At 58.6% G+C, this 24,093-nt stretch carries 26 protein-coding genes; 25 read left to right on the forward strand and 1 reads right to left on the reverse strand.

The features are described from left to right. Positions 1–314 precede the first annotated feature (314 nt). From nifH to R3D51_13105, 21 genes are all read left to right on the forward strand, one after another. Positions 315–1,211, forward strand: coding sequence for a nitrogenase iron protein (gene nifH / locus R3D51_13005; protein ID MEZ5900395.1), 897 nt, complete (start codon positions 315–317; stop codon positions 1,209–1,211). A gap of 97 nt (positions 1,212–1,308) precedes the next feature. Next, positions 1,309–2,781 carry a nitrogenase molybdenum-iron protein alpha chain gene (gene nifD, locus R3D51_13010; protein ID MEZ5900396.1) on the forward strand — a complete coding sequence of 491 codons (1,473 nt, stop codon included), beginning with the start codon at positions 1,309–1,311 and terminating at the stop codon, positions 2,779–2,781. A gap of 109 nt (positions 2,782–2,890) precedes the next feature. Then, positions 2,891–4,429 (forward strand): nitrogenase molybdenum-iron protein subunit beta, encoded by a 1,539-nt coding sequence (nifK, locus tag R3D51_13015; GenBank protein MEZ5900397.1) that lies wholly within the window; start codon positions 2,891–2,893, stop codon positions 4,427–4,429. Between the two features lie 55 nt (positions 4,430–4,484). Continuing rightward, positions 4,485–6,017, forward strand: a complete 1,533-nt coding sequence (gene nifE, locus R3D51_13020; protein ID MEZ5900398.1) for a nitrogenase iron-molybdenum cofactor biosynthesis protein NifE — start codon at positions 4,485–4,487, stop codon at positions 6,015–6,017. Positions 6,018–6,019: 2 nt separating this feature from the next. Then, entirely contained in the window at positions 6,020–7,402 is a 1,383-nt protein-coding gene (gene nifN, locus R3D51_13025; protein ID MEZ5900399.1) for a nitrogenase iron-molybdenum cofactor biosynthesis protein NifN, read from the forward strand. Continuing rightward, entirely contained in the window at positions 7,374–7,868 is a 495-nt protein-coding gene (gene nifX, locus R3D51_13030; GenBank protein ID MEZ5900400.1) for a nitrogen fixation protein NifX, read from the forward strand. Before nifN ends, nifX begins: the two co-directional genes overlap by 29 nt. Beyond that, positions 7,869–8,330, forward strand: coding sequence for a NifX-associated nitrogen fixation protein (locus R3D51_13035; protein MEZ5900401.1), 462 nt, complete (start codon positions 7,869–7,871; stop codon positions 8,328–8,330). Positions 8,331–8,346: 16 nt separating this feature from the next. Continuing rightward, positions 8,347–8,550: a CCE_0567 family metalloprotein gene (locus tag R3D51_13040; protein MEZ5900402.1), complete on the forward strand. Its 204-nt coding sequence runs from the start codon at positions 8,347–8,349 to the stop codon at positions 8,548–8,550. A 17-nt stretch (positions 8,551–8,567) separates the two neighbouring features. Then, on the forward strand, positions 8,568–8,891 hold the full coding sequence (gene fdxB, locus R3D51_13045; protein MEZ5900403.1) for a ferredoxin III, nif-specific: 324 nt from the start codon (positions 8,568–8,570) through the stop codon (positions 8,889–8,891). Positions 8,892–8,935: 44 nt separating this feature from the next. Further along, on the forward strand, positions 8,936–9,553 hold the full coding sequence (locus tag R3D51_13050; protein ID MEZ5900404.1) for a nitrogen fixation protein NifQ: 618 nt from the start codon (positions 8,936–8,938) through the stop codon (positions 9,551–9,553). Between the two features lie 212 nt (positions 9,554–9,765). Further along, positions 9,766–10,086 carry an iron-sulfur cluster assembly accessory protein gene (locus R3D51_13055; protein ID MEZ5900405.1) on the forward strand — a complete coding sequence of 107 codons (321 nt, stop codon included), beginning with the start codon at positions 9,766–9,768 and terminating at the stop codon, positions 10,084–10,086. A gap of 16 nt (positions 10,087–10,102) precedes the next feature. Then, positions 10,103–11,101, forward strand: coding sequence for a Fe-S cluster assembly protein NifU (gene nifU / locus R3D51_13060; protein MEZ5900406.1), 999 nt, complete (start codon positions 10,103–10,105; stop codon positions 11,099–11,101). A 47-nt stretch (positions 11,102–11,148) separates the two neighbouring features. Then, positions 11,149–12,357, forward strand: coding sequence for a cysteine desulfurase NifS (gene nifS / locus R3D51_13065; GenBank protein ID MEZ5900407.1), 1,209 nt, complete (start codon positions 11,149–11,151; stop codon positions 12,355–12,357). 10 nt (positions 12,358–12,367) lie between these two features. After that, a complete protein-coding gene (gene nifV / locus R3D51_13070; protein MEZ5900408.1) occupies positions 12,368–13,513 on the forward strand; it encodes a homocitrate synthase in 1,146 nt (381 codons plus the stop codon). Between the two features lie 19 nt (positions 13,514–13,532). After that, positions 13,533–13,904 (forward strand): nitrogenase stabilizing/protective protein NifW, encoded by a 372-nt coding sequence (gene nifW, locus R3D51_13075; GenBank protein MEZ5900409.1) that lies wholly within the window; start codon positions 13,533–13,535, stop codon positions 13,902–13,904. 242 nt (positions 13,905–14,146) lie between these two features. Further along, positions 14,147–15,001: an electron transfer flavoprotein subunit beta/FixA family protein gene (locus tag R3D51_13080; GenBank protein MEZ5900410.1), complete on the forward strand. Its 855-nt coding sequence runs from the start codon at positions 14,147–14,149 to the stop codon at positions 14,999–15,001. 30 nt (positions 15,002–15,031) lie between these two features. Further along, positions 15,032–16,138: an electron transfer flavoprotein subunit alpha/FixB family protein gene (locus tag R3D51_13085; protein MEZ5900411.1), complete on the forward strand. Its 1,107-nt coding sequence runs from the start codon at positions 15,032–15,034 to the stop codon at positions 16,136–16,138. 11 nt (positions 16,139–16,149) lie between these two features. Further along, positions 16,150–17,451, forward strand: a complete 1,302-nt coding sequence (locus R3D51_13090) for an FAD-binding protein (GenBank protein MEZ5900412.1) — start codon at positions 16,150–16,152, stop codon at positions 17,449–17,451. A 31-nt stretch (positions 17,452–17,482) separates the two neighbouring features. Beyond that, entirely contained in the window at positions 17,483–17,776 is a 294-nt protein-coding gene (locus R3D51_13095; GenBank protein MEZ5900413.1) for a ferredoxin family protein, read from the forward strand. 111 nt (positions 17,777–17,887) lie between these two features. Beyond that, positions 17,888–18,094: a TOBE domain-containing protein gene (locus R3D51_13100; protein MEZ5900414.1), complete on the forward strand. Its 207-nt coding sequence runs from the start codon at positions 17,888–17,890 to the stop codon at positions 18,092–18,094. Positions 18,095–18,104: 10 nt separating this feature from the next. Further along, a complete protein-coding gene (locus R3D51_13105) occupies positions 18,105–18,875 on the forward strand; it encodes a DUF364 domain-containing protein (protein MEZ5900415.1) in 771 nt (256 codons plus the stop codon). Here R3D51_13105 and R3D51_13110 read toward each other — a convergent pair. Beyond that, on the reverse strand, positions 18,858–19,730 hold the full coding sequence (locus tag R3D51_13110; protein ID MEZ5900416.1) for a xanthine dehydrogenase: 873 nt from the start codon (positions 19,728–19,730) through the stop codon (positions 18,858–18,860). The genes R3D51_13105 and R3D51_13110 overlap by 18 nt on opposite strands. 588 nt (positions 19,731–20,318) lie before the next feature. On the opposite strand from R3D51_13110, the gene pstS reads away from it, so the two are divergent. From pstS to pstB, 4 genes are all read left to right on the forward strand, one after another. Beyond that, entirely contained in the window at positions 20,319–21,344 is a 1,026-nt protein-coding gene (gene pstS, locus R3D51_13115; GenBank protein ID MEZ5900417.1) for a phosphate ABC transporter substrate-binding protein PstS, read from the forward strand. Between the two features lie 72 nt (positions 21,345–21,416). Next, positions 21,417–22,412: a phosphate ABC transporter permease subunit PstC gene (gene pstC, locus R3D51_13120; protein ID MEZ5900418.1), complete on the forward strand. Its 996-nt coding sequence runs from the start codon at positions 21,417–21,419 to the stop codon at positions 22,410–22,412. Positions 22,413–22,417: 5 nt separating this feature from the next. Then, on the forward strand, positions 22,418–23,266 hold the full coding sequence (gene pstA, locus R3D51_13125; protein ID MEZ5900419.1) for a phosphate ABC transporter permease PstA: 849 nt from the start codon (positions 22,418–22,420) through the stop codon (positions 23,264–23,266). After that, positions 23,263–24,051 (forward strand): phosphate ABC transporter ATP-binding protein PstB, encoded by a 789-nt coding sequence (pstB, locus tag R3D51_13130; GenBank protein MEZ5900420.1) that lies wholly within the window; start codon positions 23,263–23,265, stop codon positions 24,049–24,051. Before pstA ends, pstB begins: the two co-directional genes overlap by 4 nt. Positions 24,052–24,093: the final 42 nt, after the last annotated feature.

Raw genomic sequence — 24,093 nt, forward strand, 5'->3', positions numbered from 1 at the left:
GGTTGGTAGCTCTTTACCTTGAGAGGCATTCGAGGCGGTTTTCCGTGTAGGCGGTGGCCGCCTTTTCCGTTTGTGAGGCAGCGCAAGAAACCTGCCCCCCGTCAGGCATTTAAGCCGACGAAATGTCGGGTTCCCCACACGATGTCGAAGCTGTGTTTGGCGTGTCGACTACGCGAAAAGCCACGAAAAATAAGGAAAAAACGCATTCCATCTGAGTTGGCACAGAGGTTGCGAAGACCTTAGCAAGGCAGGTCCGTCGGACCGGCGCCGACGGTACTCCAAATCCGGTTCAAACATCCAAAGGGGAATAGCACATGGGCTCTTTGCGCCAAATCGCCTTCTACGGCAAAGGTGGCATTGGTAAGTCGACCACCTCGCAAAACACGTTGGCCGCACTCGTTGACCTGGGTCAGAAGATCCTGATCGTCGGCTGCGATCCTAAAGCAGATTCCACCCGTCTTATCCTGAACTCGAAGGCGCAGGACACCGTTCTGCATCTTGCAGCCCAGGAAGGCTCCGTCGAGGATCTCGAACTCGAAGACGTTCTGAAGATGGGCTACAAGGGCATCAAATGCGTCGAGTCCGGCGGTCCTGAGCCGGGCGTCGGTTGCGCCGGTCGCGGCGTCATCACCTCGATCAACTTCCTTGAAGAAAACGGCGCCTATGACGATGTCGATTACGTCTCCTATGACGTTCTTGGCGACGTCGTGTGCGGTGGCTTCGCCATGCCCATCCGCGAAAACAAGGCCCAGGAAATCTATATCGTCATGTCCGGCGAGATGATGGCGCTTTACGCCGCCAACAACATCGCCAAGGGCATTCTGAAATACGCCAACTCCGGCGGCGTTCGTCTCGGCGGCCTCATCTGCAATGAGCGTCAGACCGACCGCGAGCTGGATCTGGTCGAGGCGCTGGCTGCACGGCTCAACTCCAAGCTCATCCACTTCGTGCCGCGCGACAACATCGTGCAGCATGCCGAGCTTCGTAAGCAGACCGTCATCCAGTATGCGCCCGACTCCAAGCAGGCTGAAGAATACCGCCAGCTCGCCAACAAGATCCATGCAAACTCGGGCCAGGGCACCATCCCGACCCCGATCACCATGGAAGAGCTGGAAGATATGCTGCTCGACTTCGGCATCATGAAGACGGACGAGCAGGCGCTTGCCGAGCTGCAGGCCAAGGAAGCCAAGGCAGCCGCAGCAGCGCAGTAACTCGGGGAAGATGCGGCTCAAACCGGGCTTTGAACCCGGACCTTGAAGCCGCCCTCGGCCCTGCAACAGGCCTTTCGCTCAAGCGGAGCTCAAAGCTATGGATGACTTTACAAACACTCCAGAATTCAACGAGAAGCTGATTGAGGAAGTCCTCTCGGCTTATCCCGACAAGTCGCAGAAGCGGCGCAAGAAGCATCTCGGCGTTGCCGCCGACAAGGGCACCGACGAGGAAGGTCATGCCCTGAGCGAATGCGACGTCAAATCCAACATCAAGTCGGTTCCCGGCGTGATGACCATTCGCGGCTGCGCCTATGCCGGTTCCAAAGGTGTGGTGTGGGGTCCTGTGAAGGACATGGTCCACATCTCCCACGGCCCTGTCGGTTGCGGTCAATATTCGTGGTCGCAGCGGCGCAACTACTACATCGGCAAGACGGGCGTAGACAGCTTCGTCACGATGCAGTTCACGTCCGACTTCCAGGAGAAGGACATCGTCTTCGGCGGCGACAAGAAGCTCGAAAAGATCATCGATGAGATCAACGATCTGTTCCCGCTCGCTAACGGCATCACCATCCAGTCGGAATGCCCGATCGGTCTGATCGGCGACGACATCGAGGCCGTTTCGAAGAAGAAGAACAAAGAGATCAACAAGACGATCGTGCCGGTTCGCTGCGAAGGTTTCCGTGGCGTGTCGCAGTCGCTCGGCCACCACATCGCGAACGACTCAATCCGCGACTGGGTGTTCGACAAGAAAGAGAGCGACTACGTTGCCGGTCCTTACGACGTCAACGTCATCGGCGACTACAACATCGGCGGCGACGCCTGGTCTTCGCGCATTCTGCTCGAAGAAATGGGCCTCAATGTCGTTGGTAACTGGTCGGGCGATGCGACCCTGGCCGAAATTGAACGCGCACCCAAGGCCAAGCTGAACCTCATCCATTGCTATCGGTCGATGAACTACATCTGCCGTCATATGGAAGAGAAGTACGGGATGCCGTGGGAAGAGTACAACTTCTTCGGTCCCTCGCAGATCGCAGCATCCCTGCGCAAGATTGCGGCCCGCTTCGACGACAAGATCAAGGAAGGTGCTGAGCGCGTTATCGCGAAGTACCAGCCGCTGGTCGATGCCGTCATCGCCAAGTACAAGCCGCGTCTGGAAGGCAAGACCGTGATGCTCTACGTGGGCGGCCTGCGTCCTCGTCACGTCGTCAACGCCTACGAAGATCTCGGCATGGTCATCACCGGAACCGGATACGAATTCGGCCACGGCGACGACTACCAGCGCACGGGTCACTACGTCAAAGGCGGCACGCTCATCTATGACGACGTGACCGGCTACGAGCTCGAAAAGTTCATCGAGAAGAAGCGTCCCGACCTGGTCGGCTCCGGCATCAAGGAGAAGTACCCGGTTCAGAAGATGGGCATTCCGTTCCGTCAGATGCACTCTTGGGACTACTCGGGTCCGTACCACGGCTACGATGGCTTCGCCATCTTCGCTCGCGACATGGACTTGGCGATCAACAACCCTGTTTGGGGAATGTTCGACGCTCCCTGGAAGAAGAAGGCCGCCTAGCGGTTACGACCTCTCCCCGGCGTAAAACTGGGGAGAGGGGTTTAGTGAAAATTCAACTCCCACAAGGCGCGTCCCGTATGGCGGACGGCCAACGATGGAGACTTGTCCAATGCCCCAATCAGCTGAAAAGGTTCTCGACCATCGTCCTTTGTTCCGCGAGCCGGAATACCAGGAGATGCTGAAGAACAAGAAGGAAAAGTACGAAGGCGGCCATCCCGACGAGAAGGTTCAGGAGGTCTCCGACTGGACCAAGAGCTGGGAATACCGCGAAAAGAACCTCGCTCGCGAGTCGCTGTGTGTGAACCCCGCCAAGGCTTGTCAGCCGCTTGGTGCAGTGTTCGCTGCCGCCGGCTTCGAGAGGACCATGAGCTTTGTGCATGGTTCGCAGGGCTGCGTTGCGTACTATCGCTCGCATCTTTCGCGCCACTTCAAGGAACCATCCGCCGCCGTTTCCTCGTCGATGACCGAAGACGCCGCCGTGTTCGGTGGTCTCAACAACATGGTCGATGGTCTTGCGAACACGAAGGCGCTTTATGATCCGAAGATGATCGCCGTGTCGACAACGTGCATGGCGGAAGTCATCGGCGACGACCTGCATTCCTTCATCGAGCAGGCCAAAGGCAAGGGCTCGGTGCCGCAGGAATTCGATGTGCCGTTCGCACATACGCCTGCATTCGTCGGCAGCCACGTCAATGGCTACGACAACATGGTCAAGGGCATCCTTGAGCACTTCTGGAAGGGCAAGCCCCGCACGGAAGGCACCAAGATCAACATCATTCCGGGCTTCGACGGCTACTGCGTCGGCAACAACCGCGAGCTGAAGCGTCTCCTCGACCTGATGGGTGTGGAATACACGCTGATCTCGGATGCGTCCGACAACTACGATACGCCGTCGGACGGTGAGTACCGCATGTACGATGGCGGCACCACGCTGGAAGAATGCAAGGATGGCATCAACGCCAAGGCGACATTGTCGTTGCAGGCCTACTGCACGCCGAAGACACTTGAGTTTGTCGAAAGCATCGGCCAGCAGACGGCAACCTTCCATTATCCGATGGGCGTCCAGGCTACCGACGAATTCCTGATGAAGGTGTCGGAGCTGACCGGCAAGGAGATCCCTGAGTCGATCCGCATGGAGCGCGGCCGTCTCATCGACGCGATTGCAGACAGCCAGTCTTGGCTGCACGGCAAGACATACGCCGTCTACGGCGATCCCGACTTCGTCTACGCCATGGCGCGTTTCATTCTTGAGACGGGTGGTGAGCCGATCCACTGCCTGGCCACGAACGGCAACAAGGAGTGGGAAGCAGAAATGAAGGCGCTGCTCGCGTCTTCGCCATTCGGCAAGAACTGCCAGGTATGGGCCGGCAAGGATCTGTGGCACATGCGTTCGCTGCTCGCCACGGAGCCCGCTGACTTCATCATCGGCAACTCCTACGGCAAATACCTTGAGCGCGACCTGAAGATTCCGCTCATCCGCCTGACGTTCCCGATCTTCGATCGTCATCATCATCACCGCTTCCCGACCTGGGGATACCAGGGCGCGCTGCGTGTGCTGGTGACGCTGCTCGACAAGATCATGGACGTGATGGATGTCGACACGAACGATCCCGGCGTAACCGACTTCTCGTTCGATCTGACTAGGTAAAACCAATCCCTCTCTCCGCTTTTGCGGGGAGAGGGAAACTCCCTGGAGGTCCGGCATGGCCTTGAACGACAAGATCCAGGACGTCTTTAACGAGCCCGGTTGCGATAAGAACCAGGGCAAGAGTGAAAAAGAGCGCAAAAAGGGCTGCTCAAAGCCGCTCACGCCTGGAGCGGCTGCGGGTGGTTGCGCTTTCGACGGGGCAAAGATCGCGCTCCAGCCCATCACCGACGTCGTGCACCTTGTTCATGGTCCGCTCGCCTGCGAGGGTAACAGCTGGGACAACCGCCACGCGGCTTCGTCGGGCTCCAAACTCTACCGCACCAGCTTTACGACCGATCTTTCCGAACTCGACATTGTGATGGGCGAAGGCGAAAAGAAGCTTTATCGCGCCATCAAGCAAGTCGTGGCCGAGTACGCGCCACCGGCGATTTTCGTCTATCAGACCTGTGTTACGGCGCTGATTGGCGATGACATCGACGCGGTCTGCTCTCATGCCTCGAAAAAATTCGAGTTGCCCGTAATTCCCGTAAATGCCCCAGGCTTTGCAGGTTCCAAGAACCTGGGCAACAAACTGGCAGGCGAGACGCTTCTGGATCACGTCATCGGCACCATGGAGCCGGAAGAAGATCCAGGCGAGTTGTCGATCAACATCCTTGGCGAATACAACCTGTCGGGTGAGCTTTGGCAGGTGAAGCCTCTGTTTGAGGCGCTCGGCATCAAGATTCACTCCTGCATTTCCGGCGATGGCCGCTATCGCGAGATCGCATCCTCCCATCACGCGCGCGCCAATATGATGGTGTGCTCCGCAGCGCTCATCAATCTCGCGCGCAAGATGCAGGAGCGTTATGACATTCCCTATTTCGAAGGCTCGTTCTACGGCATCAGCGACACGTCCGATGCTTTGCGGCAGACGGCGCGCCTGTTGGTCCAACGCGGAGCCTCGCCAGACCTTCTCGATCGCACGGAGACTTTGATTGCACGAGAAGAGAAGAAGGTGTGGCAGAAACTTGAGACCTACCGCGAGCGCCTGCAGGGCAAGCGCGTGTTGCTCTATACGGGCGGCGTGAAGAGCTGGTCGGTTGTGTCCGCCCTACAAGAAGTTGGCATGGAAATCGTCGGCACCAGCGTGCGCAAGTCGACCGATGAGGACAAGGCCCGCATTCAGGCGATCATGGATGATCCTCATACCTATGAGGCCATTCCGCCGCGCGAGATGTACGCGATGTTGAAGGAGAGCAAGGCGGACATCATGCTGTCGGGCGGCCGCACGCAATTCATCGCGCTCAAAGCCAAAGTGCCTTGGCTCGACATCAACCAGGAGCGGCACCACGCCTATGCCGGTTACGATGGCATCGTCGAGTTGGTTCACCAGCTGGATCTGGCTCTTCATAATCCCGTTTGGGAACACGTGCGCGCACCAGAGCCCTGGGACGCGGAAGGACGCATCAGCTCTGCAACGCCGACTTCTTCTCAGCCACAGGCAGAAGCCTCGGTGCAAGCCGAGGCTGCTGCTGAGGATGACAACTACCTCGCCGGTATCTCGAAGAAATTTGCTGGGCTCGATGCTCACGACTTAGGGGAATGCTGATCATGAATGCGCACGCGACAGCGAAAGCCGTATCGGTTAATCCGCTCAAGTCTTCCGCGCCGCTGGGCGCAGCCATGGCATATCTTGGCGTCTCGGGTGCCATCCCGCTGTTTCATGGCAGCCAGGGATGTACGGCCTTCGCGCTCGTGCTGATGGTGCGTCATTTCAAAGAGTCGATCCCGATCCAGACCACGGCAATGAACGAGGTCTCGACCATTCTAGGCGGCGCCGATCATGTCGAGGAGGCGTTGCTCAACCTCAAGAACCGCGTAAAGCCCGAACTCATCGGTGTCTGCTCCACGGCGTTGGTCGAAACGCGCGGTGAAGATTTCAAGGGCGATCTCGCAAACATCATGCGTCGGCGTGCGAAGGACATGGAAGGCACGAAGGTCGTGTTCGCGTCCACGCCCGATTTTTCCGGTGCGCTTGAGGAAGGCTGGTCGAAGGCCGTCACCGCCATGATCGAAGACTTGGTGGAGCGACCGGCCGGACGGACCGCGCGCCTTCGACAGGTCAACGTTCTAGCGAGCGTTCACATGACGCCCGCCGACATTGAACATGTGCGCGACTTAGCCGAACGCTTTGGCATTCAGCCGATTATCCTGCCCGACATTTCTGGAAGTCTTGCCGGCACCGTGCCCGATCGCTGGGTGCCCACTAGCTACGGTGGCGTGACGCTTGAAGAGATTGCACGGATGGGTCAATCCCAGGCCACGATTGCCATTGGCGAGCATATGCGCGCACCGGGTGAGCGCCTGCAGCAACTGACCGGCGTTCCGCTCAAGATGTTCGACCGTATCACCGGCCTTGAAGCAGCAGATCGCCTGGTCGTCACCTTCGCCGAGCTGGCCGGTATGCCGGTGCCTGCAGCCATCCGCCGTCGCCGCAGTGAACTCGTCGACGTCATGCTCGATAGCCATTTCCATTTTGGCGGCAAGCGCCTCGCCATCGCGGCGGAACCGGATCTGCTCTATGCGCTTTCGGAGACGTTTACGGAAGTTGGAGCCGACATCGTTGCGGCGGTTACCACCGGTCTGTCGTCAAAAGCCATTCCCAATGTGAAGGCAGATGTGTCGGTGGGTGATCTCGGCGATCTTGAACATCTGGCGGAGGCCCACGAGGCCGATCTTCTGGTCACGCATAGCCATGGTCGGCAGGCTTCCGACCGGCTCGATATCCCGCTCATGCGCGTGGGCTTTCCGATCTTCGATCGGCTGGGCGCACAGCACAAGCTTTCCGTCGGCTACGAGGGAACGCGAAACGTTCTCTACGAAGCTGCGAATATCTTCCTTTCCCAGCATCACGAACCAAATCCGGCAGAACTCTCACCTGTAATGACTTCTACGGAGGACATCGATGAACGTTCGTCGTTTGCGGCTCATTGAAGACGAGGTCAACGTGACGGAGACCCAGACGAAGCCGGCTGGCGTGCGCATTGCGATTGCGACGCAGGATATGAAGAACCTTAATGCGCACTTCGGATCAGCGCGCAAATTCGCCATCTACGATGTAACGCCGGATTCGTGGGCATTCATCGAAGCTGTAGGATTTGACGATGTTTCTGACGAAGGCGGCTCGCACAAAGATGACGGCGACGACCGCATCACGCCCAAAGTTGACGCGCTGAAGGGCGTCAATCTGCTTTTCGTGCGCGCGATTGGCGGACCTGCCGCGGCAAAAGTCGTGCGCGCGAAAATCCACCCGATAAAAATTCCGGACTCGCAGCCGATCGATGATGTCATCTGCCGTGTGCAGACCATGCTGAAAGGGTCTCCTCCACCTTGGCTGCGCAAGGTGCTCGCTGAGACCGGAAACATCGAAAAGCCCGCATTTGCCGAGGAGGACGCCTAAATGACTGTCGCGACAGCTGAGACGAATGCTCTCGAAAGGCCGTTCGTGAAGACCCTGGTTCGCCTCATCCGGGCTCAGGATTCCTACGGTGTCTGGGAAGGCAAGCCCGATCTGGCTCTGCTTGAACCTTTCATCGTGACGAAGGAAAAGCGCAAGCAGTTGCCATTGATGGCCGATCCGGACCCTGATGTGATTGCGCGTGTCGAGATGTTCTACAGCGCCATTTCTCTCTCGATTGAGCGTGAGACCGGAATGATTGCGAGCCCGATGATGAAGATACATCACGAGGGCTTCGGTCGCGTACTCCTCACGATGGGAAAGCTGGTGGTGCTGTCCAAACATTTGCGCGACATGCATCGCTTCGGCTTCGACACGCTGGAGAAGCTTGCGCAGGAGGGCGACAAGCTTGTCGCGACTGCAGTCGAAACCATCAACACTTATCCCGAAGTGGCGAAGGCTTAAGAAGGGGGAGCACGAAATGTCTGACATCGAGACGCTGAAGGCGGAAATCAAGAAGCTGTCCTCTCGTGCAACCACGGCCAAGATGAATCTTCATGACTTGTCCGAGGATCTGCCGGTGAACTGGCAGAACATCATGACAACGGCCGAGGCGGCGCGCGATGCCTACAAAGAACTGGAGGAAGCGCGCGCCAAGTTGAAATCTCTGGAAGCCGCCGTCTAGGCACAAGGAAATTGCACATGACCGACTATGCGACACGTGACGGCACACCTTGGGAGCCCGTCTATATCACCGCCATCAACGGCGAAACATGCATCGGTTGCGGCCGCTGCTTCAAAGTCTGCTCGCGTGACGTTATGCACCTTTACGGCCTCAACGATGAGGGCGAGGTTCTCGGCAAGGTCACCGATGACGACGACGACGACTTCGATGGCGATCTAAACCGCAAGATCATGGTGCTCGACAACGCGGGCGCCTGCATTGGATGCGGAAGCTGTGCACGTGTGTGTCCGAAAAATTGCCAGACGCACACCAAGGCCAGTGAACTTTCCGCCGCAGGCTGAGCCGCGCCTGCCGTTTACAGCCAGACGTTACGAGGAGGAGCATCATGTCCGGATTGCCGTTCGAACCAGCCACCTCAATGCAGCCCATCGAACCTCTTTTGGATGAAGACGGTGCGGCCTTCGACCGGATGGTCCTCACCTCTATCCTCGAAAAGTGTCTGGTCGAGCGCGATCAGTTCGGGGGGCGTCTGGCAGACCGGCTTGGGATTGCGGGCACCAGGCTCGCGATCCTGCTCATGCTCAATGTTCCCGGCCATCCGTTGCTTGCGCCGGAAGATTACGAAGCAAGCCCGGAGCCGGAAGAGCAGGGTTGGGTGCGTGATTTGTTGTTGCGCAACGTGGCGACGGATCTGGAGATAACCCCGTGGCTCGCTGAGATCATTGCGCGCAGGGCCATGCAGGCCAACCACCTTTGGGAAGATCTGGGGCTGCCGAACCGTGACGCCTTGAACAAGTTGATGAGGCGACACTTCACCGCGATGTTCGAGGCGAACCAGGGCCGTATGCGCTGGAAGCGTTTCTTTTACCGCGCGTTGTGCGAGGAAGAAGGTTTGTCGCACTGTACCTCGCCCACTTGTGCTGATTGCGAGGACGTTGAGCGTTGCTTCGAGCCCGACTCGGTTGAGGCGCAAATTGCTCGCTCCAAGCGTGCCCAGGACTGACCCTTATCAGGCTTGAAAAATTGCCACCTGCCCATCTGCCCACGATGGGCCGGTTTTCTTTTGTCTGCCTTCTGCGGATTGTCGGGAAGCGCACGTTGTCAGTGTTGCGACATGCAAGGTCGGATTAAATATCCAGTAATTACTTGATGTTGTGCACTGGCATAAGGCTTGCGAAGCCCCTTCCAATCATCCTCATGCACGGAGGCACTCCTATGATCTCACTCACCGAAAACGCCGTCTCCGCGGTCAAGAAGGCCATCGCGAAGTCCGGGAAGGAAGGCGCTGGTTTTCGCATCATGGTCGAGAACGGCGGCTGCTCGGGTCTTAAGTACAAAATCGGCCTCGATACCGCGCCGCGCGAAGACGACGAGATTGTCTCCGCTGGCGACATCAAGGTCTTCATCGATCAGCAATCCAAGCCGATGGTGGAAGGCATGACGGTGGATTTTGTCGAGGAGATCGGCAAGGCCGGTTTCTCGTTCGACAATCCGAACGCGAAAGAGAAGTGCAACTGCGGCAAGTCGTTCTGCTAAGGGGATCCATACCGCCATGTGGGACTATACCGAAAAGGTCAAAGAATACTTCTTCAACCCGAAGAACGCCGGCGTGCTCGAAAGCGCCAACGCCATTGGTGAGGTCGGTGCCATCGCTTGCGGCGATGCCTTGAAGCTGATGCTCAAGGTCAATCCCGACAACGAGCTGATCGAGGACGCCAAGTTCCAGACGTTCGGCTGTGGCTCAGCCATCGCGTCGTCGTCTGCGCTGACAGAACTCGTCATCGGCAAGACACTGGACCAGGCATTGAAACTGACCAACGCCGACATCGCCGAATTCCTCGGCGGGCTGCCGCCGGAGAAAATGCACTGCTCCGTGATGGGTTATGAGGCGCTGCAAGCGGCGGTTGCCAACTTCCGCGGCGAGGAATGGAAGGACGATCACGAGGAAGGCGCGCTCATCTGCAAGTGCTTCGGCGTCGATGAGGGCATGCTCGAGACAGCCATTCGCGTCAACAAGCTGACGACGCTCGAAATGGTCACCTTCTATACCAAGGCTGGCGGAAGCTGCTCGACCTGCTCGGAAGCGATCGAGGAAGTTCTCGCCAAAACCAACGCCAAGATGGTGGAAGAGGGACTTCTGATGGCCGAGCAGGCGTTTGTCGCTGGCACCTCGGAATCCTCTGGCGTCAAGCGTAAGCCTCAGGCGGGCAAGGGCAAGGTCGCGACTATTGAGGTGTCGGACGATTTTGTACCTCTTGAGATCTTCAACGACGAATACAAGACGGCCGCTGCGCCCAAGCTGACGACAGTGCAGAAGGTCAAGCTGGTCGAAGAGACGCTGGATGAAGTGCGTCCCTTCTTGAAGAAGGACGGCGGCGACTGCGAGCTGATCGATCTCGATGGCGACAAGGTCATGGTGAAGCTCTCAGGTGCCTGCGTGAACTGCCAGCTGGCGTCGGTGACCGTCAGCGGCATTCAGGAAAAACTCATGAAGAAGACCGGGTTGCCTCTCAAGGTCGTTCCGGTCAAGGCCGCGGTCGCCGCCCACTAGCGACGGCGTACTTTCCTTTCAGCGCATTGTTTTCCGCAGGTGCTCAAATGCCGGCAAAAGCTATCTACCTAGACAACAACGCAACGACGAGAGTCGATCAGCGCGTCGTAGACGCCATGCTCCCGTTCTTTACCGATCAGTTTGGCAACCCATCCTCCATGCACGCTTTCGGCGCAAAGGTGGGTGGAGCCGTCGGGCAAAGTCGCGAACGTGTGCAGGCGCTGCTCGGAGCAGCCCACGATCATGAGATCGTGTTCACGTCGGGCGGCACGGAAAGCGATAACTCCGCGCTCTTGTCGGCGCTGGAGGCCAATCCCGACCGCAACGAGATCATCACCAGCATCGTGGAGCATCCCGCGATCCTGTCGATGTGCGAGTACCTGGAGAAGACGCGCGGTGTGACCGTGCATTACATTCCGGTCGACAAGCAGGGCCGTCTCGATCTTGAAGCCTATCGCAACGCGCTGTCGGACAAGACGGCCATTGTGTCGATCATGTGGGCCAACAACGAGACGGGCACGATCAACCCCGTTGTCGAACTCGCCGAGATGGCGAAAGAGTACGGCGCGCTCTTTCATACCGATGCGGTGCAGGCGGTGGGCAAAGTTCCGATCGACCTGAAGTCAACGCAAATCGATATGCTGTCGCTGTCCGGGCACAAGCTGCATGGTCCTAAGGGCATCGGCGCGCTCTACGTCAAACGCGGCGTTCGCTTCAAGTCGCTGTTGAAGGGCGGACATCAGGAGCGTGGCCGCCGCGCTGGTACCGAGAATGCGCCTGGCATCGTCGGACTCGGCGTTGCTGCAGATCTGGCGCTAACGAACATGGTAGAGGATTCTGCTCGCATGGCGCGTCTGCGCGATCGCCTCGAAAAGGGCATCCTGCAGCGTATCGGCAATTGCTTCGTTACAGGTGATCCGCAGAACCGTCTGCCCAACACCGCAAACGTCGCGTTCGAATATATAGAGGGCGAGGCGATCCTTCTGCTGTTGAACAAGGAAGGCATCGCGGCATCGTCTGGTTCGGCCTGTACGTCGGGTTCTTTGGAACCCTCGCACGTGATGCGCGCCATGAGCATTCCTTATACGGCCGCGCACGGTGCGACTCGGTTCTCGCTGTCGCGCGAGACAACGGACGCGGACGTCGATCACGTGCTCGCCGTTATGCCGGGCATCATCTCCAAGCTGCGCGACCTTTCGCCTTTCTGGAGCAAGGACGGCGGCAACACGACAGGCTTCCAGCCAACGTATGCTTGAGGACGCATTGATGCACGAGAAGCGCATCATCCTGAATGACACGACGCTGCGCGATGGCGAGCAGGCCCCAGGTGTTGCTTTTAGCCTGGAGGAGAAGGTTGCCATCGCGGTCGCTCTGTCGCGTGCCGGGGTGCCGGAGCTGGAAGCCGGTACGCCTGCCATGGGGGCAGAGGAAATCGAGGCAATTCGGACCATCGTGAGCCTCGGGCTCGACGCGCGCCCCATCGCCTGGTGCCGGATGTGCGAGAGCGACATAGTCGCAGCCGCGCAAACGGGCGTGCGCATGGTCAATCTGTCCGTACCGGTTTCAGACATACAACTGAAGGCCAAACTCGGTGAGACGCGCAACTGGGCCCTTTCCGCCATTGCCCGCGTCGTGCCGTATGCGCGCGATCTTGGTCTCGACGTCGCAGTTGGCGGTGAAGATACCTCGCGCGCCGACGTCGATTTTCTGTGCGAGGTGATCGAGGCCGCGGAGCGGGCGGGTGCGCGTCGTTTTCGCATTGCCGACACCCTGGGCGTCCTTGATCCATTCTCCACGCAGGCGCTGGTTGAGCACTTGCGGGCGCGCACGTCGCTCGAACTGGAAATTCACGCCCACGACGACTTGGGTCTTGCGACAGCCAATACCTTGGCCGCTATGCGTGCCGGCGCAACGCATGCAAGCGTTACCGTCGTTGGGCTCGGCGAGCGCGCTGGCAACGCGCCACTTGAGGAGATCGCGGTCGCCGCGCGGCGGCTTTATGGATATGAGACCGCGGTTGCCACGGAAGAATTGGCCGGGATCGCAAATCTCGTGGCAACGGCCTCCGGACGGGCCATTCCCGACGGCAAGGCTATCGTCGGAAGTGCAGTATTCACGCACGAATCCGGCATTCATGTCGACGGTCTGCTGAAAGACAAGCGGGCCTATGAAGCACTCGATCCGACGATTCTGGGGCGAGAGCATAAGATCGTGCTCGGCAAACATTCCGGCCTTGCCGGACTTCAGCGAGAGTTGGCCAATTGCGGACTTGCGCTGGGGCCGACGGAGGCGCGTGCGCTCCTGGCAATTGTCAGGAACGAGGCGCAGCGCACCAAGGCCAGCATCTCGCCGTCGCGTCTGGCTGAGCTATTTCGCGATGCCTGCGGGCAACAAGTTCTTCTTGAACACTGAACTGCGTGAGGACACGGACATGGAAGAAGATCATTCGGCGTGCGGTATCGGCCCCGTTATTCCGCTTGCCTCAGAGAAAGACGTTCTGGGGAAGCTGAAGAAGCTCTCCTCTGCGGAGGACTTTTTTGACGGGCTCGGACTTCCCTACGATCCGGCCATTCTGCGAGTGGCGCGTCTGCACATCATGAAGCGGATGGGCGAGTACCTTTCGACCGACGATCTTGATGGCTTACCCGATCGCGTGGTTATCGCGCGTTGCCGGTCCTACCTGGAGCGGGCGTACCAGGACTTCGCTTCCTCAAGCCCGCTGGAGCAGCGCGTTTTCAAAGTTTTGAAACAGGCGGTGGCGCCCGAAGAGAAGCCGTTTGTCTCGGTGGATGATCTTTTCTGAGGGTGTGAGAGCATTGCTCGCGACGATTACAAAGCCGCCGGTTCAACGCCGGCGGCTTTCGCATTTAAGGCCGCTAAGGCTTGTCGGGTTCACGACATGGCGCCTGCGTTGTGGGGTATCACACTCAAAGTTAACCCATCCGCTTGCGACAGAACCCAGCAAATACGGGCGTTTCTGAGCGATGTGTGAATTGGCATGAGGCTTGCCATCTCTCGAATATGAATGATGTGAAGGAGGTCGCCATGCACATCGTCGTTTGTATCAAACAGGTGCCCGACAGCGCGCAAATCCGCGTGCATCCCGTGACCAATACGATCATGCGTCAGGGTGTCCCAACGATTATCAACCCGTATGATCTTTTTGCGCTCGAACAGGCGTTACGGCTGCGGGACCAGCACGGCGGTGAAGTTACCGTGCTCACCATGGGTCCGCCCATGGCCGAGGACAGCTTGCGCAAGGCGCTGACCTTTGGTGCCGATCGTGCGGTGTTGCTGACTGATCGCTTCTTTGCCGGCTCCGACACGCTTGCGACTTCCTACGCTCTGGCGAGTGCTATCGCCAAGGTCGGCGAGGTCTGGGGAAAGCCGGAAATCGTCTTCACCGGCAAGCAAACGATCGACGGCGATACGGCCCAGGTTGGTCCCGGCATCGCCAAGCGGCTCGATCTCAATCAGCTGACCTATGTTGCCAAGATCGTCGAAGCCAATCTCGAAACCAATGAGTTGACGGTCGAGCGTCGTGCTGAAGGCGGCACTCAGGTCCTCAAGACCAAGTTGCCGGTGCTTGTCACCATGCTTGAAGCCACGAACGAAATCCGCCGCGGCTCGATGGCGGATGCGTTCCGCGCTGCGCGTGCGGAAGTCGTCAAGTGGAGCGCGAGCGACGCCGGCATCGAAGACCTCAGCAAGTGTGGTCTCAAGGGCTCGCCCACCGTCGTCAAGCGCGTGTTCGCGCCTGCCGCCCGGGCTGACAAGGCGCATATGATCGATATCTCGACGCTCAAGGGCGACGCGGTGGGAGAAGCGGTCATGGACGAGATCTTCACGCGGCTTCCCGCAATCGAAGACGAGCTGCAGAAAATGGCCGCCGGCTACTGATCGAAATTCGCAAAACGAGGCGAGACGCGCATGACCAGCCAACCTAAAAAGACCCCGGCCCCAGCCCCCGCAGGCGGCCGCGCCGGGATGAAGAAGGAGCTGCCTGAGCACTTCAAAGCCTACAAGCACGTTTGGGTTTTTATTGAGATGGAACGCGGGGAGGTTCACCCCGTGTCGTGGGAGCTGCTCGGCGAAGGCAGGAAACTCGCAGACAAACTCGGCGTCGAGCTTGCCGGTGTTGTCATGGGGCCTCCGGGTGACGCGGTGAAAGCGGCGGCAGCCGAGTGCTTTGTCTATGGCGCCGACGTGGCCTACATTGCCGCTCACGAAGCTCTGACCGACTATCGCAACGATCCCTACACCAAGACGTTCACGCACCTCGTCAACACCTACAAGCCCGAGATATTGTTGCTCGGCGCGACTACGCTCGGCCGCGATCTGGCTGGCTCGGTGGCGACGACGTTGCTCACCGGCTTGACAGCGGATTGCACCGAACTCGCCGTCGATGCCGACGGATCCTTGGCCGCAACGCGCCCCACCTTCGGTGGCTCGCTGCTGTGCACGATCTACACCTTGAACTACCGCCCGCAGATGGCGACGGTGCGTCCGCGCGTCATGCCCATGCCCGAACGTCAAGAGGGGCGAATGGGGCGGGTGATCGAGGCCGATATCGATCTAAAGGAAGACGACATCGTCACGAAGATTCTGTCGTTCCTTCCCGATCGTAACACCGACAAGTCCAACCTAGCTTATGCCGACATTGTCGTGGCGGGCGGAATGGGGCTGCAATCGCCGGAGAACTACCAGCTCATCAAGGGTTTGGCTGAGGTGCTCGGCGGTGAATACGGTTGCTCGCGTCCGCTTGTGCAAAAGGGCTGGCTGACGGCCGACCGCCAGATCGGGCAGACCGGAAAGACGATCCGGCCGAAACTCTACATCGCTGCCGGCGTCTCTGGCGCCATCCAGCACCGCGTGGGCGTGGAAGGTGCAGATCTCATCGTCGCGATCAATACCGACAAAAATGCACCGATCTTCGACTTCGCCCATGTCGGTGTCGTCGGAGACGCCATGCGCATATTACCGGCCCTGACGGAAGCGTTCCGGGCCCGCCTTCTCGTCAACCGCCTTGCGAGCTGAAGGATCTAGTCATGCTGGAAGAGAAATTCGATGCCATCGTCATCGGCGCCGGACCTTCGGGCAACGCGTGCGCCCTAACCATGGCCGAGCGCGGCATGAAGGTGCTGCAGTTGGAGCGTGGCGAGTATCCCGGTTCCAAGAACGTGCAGGGCGCTATCCTGTACGCCGATGCCTTGGAAAAGCTCATCCCGGACTTCCGCGAGGATGCCCCGCTTGAGCGCCATATCATCGAGCAACGTCTGTGGATGATGGACGATCGCTCTTTCTCGGGAATGCAGTACCGCTCCGAAGACTTCAACGAGGAGAAGCCGAACCGCTACACGATCATTCGTGCGCAGTTCGACAAGTGGTTCTCCAGACGTGTGCAGGCGGCTGGTGCGTTGGTGATCTGCGAAACGACCGTGACGGAGCTGGTGCAGGAAGTCGATGGTCGCGTCATCGGCGTGCGCACCGACCGCAGCGGCGGCTTCATCAAGGCCGATGTCGTGGTGCTTGCGGAAGGCGTCAATGGACTGTTGGGCGAGCGCGCGGGGCTGAGACCAAAGCCGAAGCCCGATACGGTGGCTTTGGCCGTCAAGGAAATGCATTTCATTCCTCGCGAGACTATCGATGCGCGTTTCAATCTGACGGGCGAGGAAGGCGTGGTTATCGAGGCAGCCGGCACGATCACGAAAGGTATGACCGGAACGGCCTTCATCTATACCAACAAAGAGTCGCTGTCGGTGGGTATCGGATGTCTGATCTCGGATTTTGCCGAGACGAAAGAGACGCCTTACGGCCTGCTGGAAAGCTTCAAATCACATCCTTCGGTCGCACCGCTTCTTGCCGGATCTGAAGTGAAGGAATACGCCGCTCACATGATCCCTGAAGGAGGCTATCGCGCCATCCCGCAGCTGTTTGGCGACGGCTGGGTCGTGGTCGGCGACGCAGGGCAGTTCGTCAACGCCGTGCATCGCGAAGGGTCGAACCTGGCGATGACGACGGGCCGAATTGCAGGAGAGGCGATCTTCCAGCTCAAGTCGCGCCGCGAACCCTGCACGGCCGAAAACCTCTCGCTCTATAAGAAGATGCTGGATCAGACCTTCGTCATCAAGGATCTGAAGAAGTACAAGGATCTGCCCAAGACCCTGCACAATAAGCATTTGTTCACGACCTATCCGCAGCTTCTGAGCCAAGCCATGCAGACGTGGTTCCGCGTCGATGGCGTGGATAAGAAGGCCAAGGAAAATGAGATTGTGAAATCGTTCTTCAAGACGCGGAAAATCACTGGGCTATTGAGTGACGCGTTCTCGCTCGCACGCGGTTGGCGTTGATAACTCAACTTGAAACATAGGAGCCGAAGATATGACTGCATTGGCATCACGCGTCGAAGACAAGCTTTATCAGAACCGCTATCTCGTCGATGTCGGCAGACCGCACATCAAAGTGAAGCCCCACGAGGTTCCGACCGACGCGCTCGTGGCGCTTACCAAGGTATGTCCTGCCGGGTGCTACGCAATGAACGACACGGGCCAAGTTGAAGTGACGCCCGACGGCTGCATGGAATGCGGTACCTGCCGGGTTATCGCGGAAGCTTCAGGCGATATTGAATGGAATTATCCGCGCGGTGGATTTGGTGTTCTTTTCAAGTTTGGCTGATGCCTGAAATTCAAAGGCCTTGGGCCGAAATGTAGCCGTTGGGCGCGCTTGAATTGACGGATCGGTAGGCGCACATATCTCATGCGTGCCGCCTACGATTTGGAGAAAGACATGAAAATCAGCGCACGTAATCAGATTAAGGGGACCGTTCTTGACGTGGTAAAGGGAGCGACGACCGCACACGTAAAGATCGATGTTGGAGGCGGCGCCGTGATCACGGCTTCGATCACAAACGAGTCGGTTGAGGAGCTTGGCTTGAAGAAGGGTATGCCGGCTACGGCAATCATCAAGTCTTCGGATGTGATCGTCGGAGTCTGACGCGACAAGTATGCTGGCGTCTCCTGCGAGTGTCGATTTTCGCGATCTTCTGGTAGCGAAGGTTGCTGGGGAGGAGTCTGTCGCGCAAGAGCTTTGCATTGGTTTGACGTGGACGGCTTGCAAGACCGCGACGACCATTGGTCTTGCTATGAGCCCGACAGAGAGGTCCCGGACCTTGCAGTGGCCCGGGACACTTGTTGGGAAAAAGGCCGCGGACTTGGCTGCTTGGATAGGATCTTGGAATTCTTTCGAAGCGTCGGTAGGACTTTCCGCCATCAATGCGGTGGTCAATGCACCGGGCAACGCATTGATGGGACAGGCTCAGCCTCTCGCGATCGGCAATCTCAGCGTTTTTGAACATTTCAGGCCTCAGCTTGTGGGAAAGCGCGTCGGCGTCGTCGGCCGTTATCCTGGGCTGGCGCGCGTCCTGAACGGGCTCGATGTCCGTGTGCTGGAGCGTATGCCGGGTGAGGAAGATCTTCCCGATACATCGGCTGAATATGTGCTGCCGGAGTGCGACTGGGTTTTTCTAACCGCCACCAGTCTTATCAACAAGACGTTTCCAAGATTGGCTGAACTTTCTCGGCGATCCGTCACGGTGCTGATGGGGCCGTCCTGTCCATGGCTTTCTGAGTGGCGGGAGTTCGGCATCGATATCGTTGCGGGCGTACAGGTGATAGACCCCACCAAGACCTGGCAAGTCGTGCTGGAAGGCGGTGGTACGCGGCTGTTCGATGAAGGCGTCCGCTATGCTGTTGCGGACTTACGCACTTCCAGGTGAGCGTTGGTTTGCTTTCGAGCGCTTTTGTTGCATTCCTGCGCGCGCTTGGAATACTGCCAACACGGTCGCCTGAGCGATGGTCAAGCCGCGATCATCCGTGCCGGTCCAACGTGCATCGCGTCCGCGCGGATCAATCTCGATCAGTTTCACGCCATTTGGAATTTTGCTGCCGTCGCGCGCAATGCCACGCAGAACCCCGTCAATGGGTGCATGGACTTCGATGTCGTCGATAAGACCGAGCGGAAGCCCCTTGAACACGCGCATTCCGACGTCCAGGCTCGTTCGCCAAGCTCCCGCTGCCGGCGAGTAGACGAAGCGCTCCGCTCCAACTCCACCGAGCTGTCGGCTAACGCCGTCGGCGGGTAGGGTGGCTCCCGTTTTGACGAGAGTACCCTGTTTGGCTGGCTGAGTTTCTATAGCTACATCGCAATTTTCGCCGACCGCAAAGCCGGGCCCGAGCCCCACGGTAACGTTTGCGACCGCGCGCAGATCGGGGCGAGGGGCTTTTTTCTGCATGCGCGCGTCGACCAGAACATCGAAGCGATCGATCGTCAGCAACTCATGGGTGCCGAGGCGGGTGACGGCGATGAACTCGCGCTCGGTCATGCAGTTTCGGGCCGCCAGAGTATTTTCGACGCAAACCGAGCTGACCCCGCCGACAGATATGGGATCAAGGAAAAGCGCATCGTAAAAGGCCATGCCGCGCCGGATGACAGGAGGGTTGGGATCATGAGACATAATCACGCCGTAACCGGCTTTGAAGAGCTCGACCGCAACCGCAGATGCGATCTCATTCAAACCAAGAACGAGAGCGCGCAAAGTAACGGAACCTCGGCCACCTGATGCTGCAAACATGGACGCCCCTTGCTTTGTTGAAAGTTAATAGGCAAGGGGCGTGCCAATTAAATCTGACCGGAGAAATCAGCTAAAAATCAGCTAGGGCGGCGATTGTTGTGTGATCTGCGACAAGGGCTTGTCGAAGGTTCGACATGAACGGGCGTAGGTTGAGCAACCTCGATCGTGCGTTGCCGGACGATATCGTCGAGATGACCAGATCCGCGCCACTTGTGCGCAAATGCGGCGGATTGCAGTGATCAACAGGCAGCGAATTCATCGGACCCACTGAATCGCTTCTGTAGACAATGCGTGCCGACGCCCGAGTAAGCCGTAAGGGCCCAAAGCCGCGCATCATGTGGCCTTCTCTCCAAGCCGAAACCGGAATTCGGGTCTCCCGCAACGCCTTCAACGACCTTCTGTGTCGGGAATGTGAATGTTCGTGCCGAGGAAACGCAGTTGGCAGAATGAGTTAAGGCTTCAACAACCTGTCATGTAAGGGCGGTAGCAATGGGCCGTCGGCGCGAGGCGCCGTCATGGCCCGGCCAAGGGCGGGGTCAAAGTTACTTCCTCAAGGTAGGAGATACGAGCGTGAGAAAGTTTCTCGGCATTGCTGCGGCGGCGGCGTCGGTGCTTCTGGCTCAGCCGACACTGGCTGCTGACATTTCGGGCGCAGGTGCCACTTTCCCTTATCCGGTCTACGCAAAGTGGGCTGACGCGTACAAGAAGGAAACCGGGATCGGTCTGAACTATCAGTCGATCGGCTCGGGCGGCGGCATCAAGCAGATCAAGGCCAAGACCGTCACGTTCGGTGCGACCGACGCACCGCTGTCGGGCAAGGATCTCGACGAGGCGGGCCTGGTTCAGTTCCCGATGGTAATGGGCGGTATTGTTCCCGTCATCAACGTCGAGGGCATCAAGGCCGGTGAGCTGGTTCTCGATGGACCGGCACTGGCCAACATCTTCCTCGGCACCATCAAGACCTGGGACGACGCCGCAATCAAGAAGCTAAACCCCTCGCTGAAGCTGCCTTCGGCTGCCATCGCCGTTGTGCATCGCTCGGACGGATCGGGCACGACGTTTAACTTCACCCACTATCTGGGTAACGTCAGCGAAGACTGGAAGTCCAAGGTTGGCGTCGAGAAGGCCGTTGAATGGCCGGTCGGCATCGGCGCGAAGGGCAACGAAGGCGTTGCCAACAACGTCGCTCAGACCAAGGGTTCGATTGGCTACGTCGAGTACGCATACGCCAAGCAGAACAAGATGGTCTTTGCCAATATGATCAACAAGGATGGCAAGACCGTTTCGCCGACCTCGGCTGCTTTCGCGGCTGCTGCTGCTGGCGCCGACTGGGCCTCTACGCCTGGTTACGGTGTGATCCTCGACAATCAGCCCGGCGCTGAAAGCTGGCCGATGACGGCTGCTACGTTCATCCTCATGTACAAGACGCCGAAGGACGAGGCTGCTTCGCGCGAAGCCCTCAAGTTCTTCCATTGGTCGTACGAGAAGGGTGGCAAGCTGGCCGATGAGCTCGACTACATCCCGATGCCGGCGAGCGTCGTGAAGAGCGTCGAGGACATGTGGTCGAAAGACATCGTTGGCGCCGACGGCAAGCCCGTCCTCGCCAGCAAGTAAGATCTACCGGGTCCAGGGCGCTTGCGCGTCCTGGATCCACTCGTTCCAGCCGCTCTTACCGGAGGCGCCAGCTTGGCCGACATTACTTCCACAGATAGCGTTGCGTTTGCAGGCGCTGCTCGGGAACGCGCGGGTACTCTCAGCAAACTTTACCGCGACGACCGCATCTTCAGGACGCTCACCTTCTCGGCGAGCGTTTTCGTGCTTGTCATTCTAGGCGCCGTCTTCGCCTCGCTGGCTATTGGCTCATGGCCGGCCTTCAAGGCGCTTGGCCCTTCCTTTCTCACTACGCAGTCTTGGAACCCGGTGACCGAAAAATTCGGCGCTTTGGCGCCAATATATGGAACGGTCGTCACCTCGCTGATCGCCATGCTGATCGCGGTGCCGCTGGGTATAGGCATTGCCGTCTTCCTCACGGAGCTGTGCCCGCCCGCTTTTCGCAGTCCGATCGGCATCGCCATTGAGCTGCTGGCGGGTATCCCCAGCATTATCTACGGCATCTGGGGTCTGTTCTTCTTCGCACCATTCTTGCAGCGGACGCTTCAACCGTTTCTCATCTCCACATTCAGCGGTGTGCCGGGGCTCTCGACGCTGTTTGGCGGACCTCCCTATGGTATCGGCGTGCTAACGGCTTCGTTGATCCTCGCAGTCATGGTGCTGCCGTTTATCACGGCCATCAGCCGCGATGTTTTCGCGACGGTCCCTTCGGTGTTGAAAGAATCGGCTTACGGCCTGGGCTGCACGCGCGCAGAGGTGATCCGGCGCGTTGTCATTCCCTACTCTCGTGTCGGTGTGATCGGCGGCGCCATGCTGGGCTTGGGCCGAGCGCTGGGTGAAACGATGGCGGTGACGTTCGTGATCGGCAACGCGCATCGTATTGCCGGTTCTATCCTGGCGCCGGGCACCACGATCTCGGCTACGATTGCAAATGAGTTCACCGAAGCCGATGGCGATATCTATACGTCGTCGCTCATTGCCCTTGGTCTGATCCTCTTCTTCATCACATTCATCGTGCTCGCCGCCGCCCGCTACATGCTGTTGCGCCTCGATCAGAAGGCGGGGAGATAATCGTCATGGTTGACCAAGCGATCTACACGCGGCGCAAGTTCAACGATAAGCTGGTCTCGGTCTTGTGCTGGGTGGCAACGGGTATCGGCGTTAGTGTTCTGGCGATCATTCTTGGCACGCTGCTGTTCAAGGGCTTTGAAGGAATTTCGCCGCGGCTTTTCCTCGAGATGACGCCCCCGCCGGGTAGCGATGGTGGTCTGGCCAACGCAATCTGGGGCAGCATCGTCATGTCGGTCATCGGCGTGGTCGTCGGAACGCCGCTTGGCATTCTGGCAGGCACGTACATGGCGGAATACGGGCGCAACAGTAAGCTCACTTCTGTCGTACGGTTCATCAACGACATCCTGCTCAGCGCTCCTTCGATCGTCGTAGGCTTGTTCATCTACGAAATCGTTGTTGCTCCGATGAGGCACTTCTCCGCGATTGCCGGTGGGCTCGCGTTGGCCGTTCTGGTTGTTCCGATCGTCGTGCGCACGACAGAGGACATGCTGCGCCTTGTGCCGGATTCCTTGCGCGAGGCGTGCGCGGCGCTCGGGATGCCACGTGCCGTGGTGATCCGGAAAGTCACCTATAAAGCCGCCAGAGCCGGAATGATCACAGGCATTCTGCTCGCCGTCGCCCGCATCAGCGGTGAGACGGCGCCCTTGTTGTTCACGGCATTGAACAATCAGTTCTGGAGCACGAACCTGGATGCCCCCATGGCCAGCCTTCCGGTCGTGATCTTCCAGTACGCCATGAGCCCTTATGAGGACTGGCAGCGCCTGGCCTGGGCTGGGGCGCTCCTCATCACCATCGCAGTTCTTACCCTGAGCATTCTCGCCCGCTGGCTAGGCAGATCAAAGGTCCCGCAATGAACGTTATGTCTACAAACAAAGTCGCAACGATCGCCGAGAAGATTTCGATCCGCAATCTCGATTTCTACTATGGTTCGAACAAGGCGTTGAAGAACGTTAACCTGCCTCTCTACGAGAAGGAGGTGACAGCGTTCATTGGACCGTCCGGCTGTGGCAAATCTACTTTGCTGCGCATCTTGAACAGAATGTACGATCTCTATCCGGGCCAGCGCGCGGAAGGTGAGATCCAGTTTGACGGGCTCAACATCCTTGATCCCAAGCTCGACGTCAATCTGCTGCGCTCGCGCATCGGCATGGTGTTCCAGAAGCCGACGCCATTTCCGATGACGATCTACGAGAACATCGCATTCGGCGTCACGATGTACGAGAAGATTTCAAAAGCCGAGCTCGATAATCGGGTCGAGGAGTGTCTGCGCAAAGCAGCCCTTTGGACCGAGGTGAAGGATAAGCTCAACGCCAGCGGCCTGAGCCTTTCCGGCGGCCAGCAGCAACGCCTGTGCATTGCGCGCACTGTTGCCATCAGGCCTGAGGTGATTCTTTTCGACGAACCTTGCTCGGCGCTCGACCCTATCTCGACAACTCGCATCGAGGAACTGATCGACGAACTGCGCAAGGACTACACGATCGCAATCGTTACTCACAACATGCAGCAGGCCGCACGCGTCTCGCAGCGTACGGCGTTCATGTACTTGGGCGAACTGATCGAGTTCGACGAAACCGAAAAGATGTTCACCAACCCGGGCCAGAAGCAGACCCAGGAATACATCACGGGCCGGTTTGGCTGAGCTCGTTGCGATCTAACATACATGCCAGTCACTGGTCAGGAG

The sequence above is a fragment of the Hyphomicrobiaceae bacterium genome (genome assembly GCA_041397645.1).
GTDB lineage: Bacteria > Pseudomonadota > Alphaproteobacteria > Rhizobiales > Hyphomicrobiaceae > Hyphomicrobium_B.

What these genes read in the sequence shown, in the direction of transcription:
- nifW (MEZ5900409.1), top strand. Translation starts at nt 13,533, where the DNA reads ATGGAAGAAGATCATTCGGCGTGCGGTATCGGCCCCGTTATTCCGCTT.
- pstB (MEZ5900420.1), top strand. Translation starts at nt 23,263, where the DNA reads ATGAACGTTATGTCTACAAACAAAGTCGCAACGATCGCCGAGAAGATT.
- fdxB (MEZ5900403.1), top strand. Translation starts at nt 8,568, where the DNA reads ATGACCGACTATGCGACACGTGACGGCACACCTTGGGAGCCCGTCTAT.
- R3D51_13095 (MEZ5900413.1), top strand. Translation starts at nt 17,483, where the DNA reads ATGACTGCATTGGCATCACGCGTCGAAGACAAGCTTTATCAGAACCGC.
- pstA (MEZ5900419.1), top strand. Translation starts at nt 22,418, where the DNA reads ATGGTTGACCAAGCGATCTACACGCGGCGCAAGTTCAACGATAAGCTG.
- nifX (MEZ5900400.1), top strand. Translation starts at nt 7,374, where the DNA reads ATGAACGTTCGTCGTTTGCGGCTCATTGAAGACGAGGTCAACGTGACG.
- nifN (MEZ5900399.1), top strand. Translation starts at nt 6,020, where the DNA reads ATGAATGCGCACGCGACAGCGAAAGCCGTATCGGTTAATCCGCTCAAG.
- R3D51_13035 (MEZ5900401.1), top strand. Translation starts at nt 7,869, where the DNA reads ATGACTGTCGCGACAGCTGAGACGAATGCTCTCGAAAGGCCGTTCGTG.
- nifD (MEZ5900396.1), top strand. Translation starts at nt 1,309, where the DNA reads ATGGATGACTTTACAAACACTCCAGAATTCAACGAGAAGCTGATTGAG.
- nifU (MEZ5900406.1), top strand. Translation starts at nt 10,103, where the DNA reads ATGTGGGACTATACCGAAAAGGTCAAAGAATACTTCTTCAACCCGAAG.
- R3D51_13050 (MEZ5900404.1), top strand. Translation starts at nt 8,936, where the DNA reads ATGTCCGGATTGCCGTTCGAACCAGCCACCTCAATGCAGCCCATCGAA.
- R3D51_13080 (MEZ5900410.1), top strand. Translation starts at nt 14,147, where the DNA reads ATGCACATCGTCGTTTGTATCAAACAGGTGCCCGACAGCGCGCAAATC.
- R3D51_13085 (MEZ5900411.1), top strand. Translation starts at nt 15,032, where the DNA reads ATGACCAGCCAACCTAAAAAGACCCCGGCCCCAGCCCCCGCAGGCGGC.
- R3D51_13105 (MEZ5900415.1), top strand. Translation starts at nt 18,105, where the DNA reads ATGCTGGCGTCTCCTGCGAGTGTCGATTTTCGCGATCTTCTGGTAGCG.
- nifS (MEZ5900407.1), top strand. Translation starts at nt 11,149, where the DNA reads ATGCCGGCAAAAGCTATCTACCTAGACAACAACGCAACGACGAGAGTC.
- R3D51_13100 (MEZ5900414.1), top strand. Translation starts at nt 17,888, where the DNA reads ATGAAAATCAGCGCACGTAATCAGATTAAGGGGACCGTTCTTGACGTG.
- R3D51_13110 (MEZ5900416.1), bottom strand. Translation starts at nt 19,730, where the DNA reads ATGTTTGCAGCATCAGGTGGCCGAGGTTCCGTTACTTTGCGCGCTCTC.
- R3D51_13090 (MEZ5900412.1), top strand. Translation starts at nt 16,150, where the DNA reads ATGCTGGAAGAGAAATTCGATGCCATCGTCATCGGCGCCGGACCTTCG.
- nifE (MEZ5900398.1), top strand. Translation starts at nt 4,485, where the DNA reads ATGGCCTTGAACGACAAGATCCAGGACGTCTTTAACGAGCCCGGTTGC.
- nifV (MEZ5900408.1), top strand. Translation starts at nt 12,368, where the DNA reads ATGCACGAGAAGCGCATCATCCTGAATGACACGACGCTGCGCGATGGC.
- R3D51_13040 (MEZ5900402.1), top strand. Translation starts at nt 8,347, where the DNA reads ATGTCTGACATCGAGACGCTGAAGGCGGAAATCAAGAAGCTGTCCTCT.
- R3D51_13055 (MEZ5900405.1), top strand. Translation starts at nt 9,766, where the DNA reads ATGATCTCACTCACCGAAAACGCCGTCTCCGCGGTCAAGAAGGCCATC.
- nifK (MEZ5900397.1), top strand. Translation starts at nt 2,891, where the DNA reads ATGCCCCAATCAGCTGAAAAGGTTCTCGACCATCGTCCTTTGTTCCGC.
- nifH (MEZ5900395.1), top strand. Translation starts at nt 315, where the DNA reads ATGGGCTCTTTGCGCCAAATCGCCTTCTACGGCAAAGGTGGCATTGGT.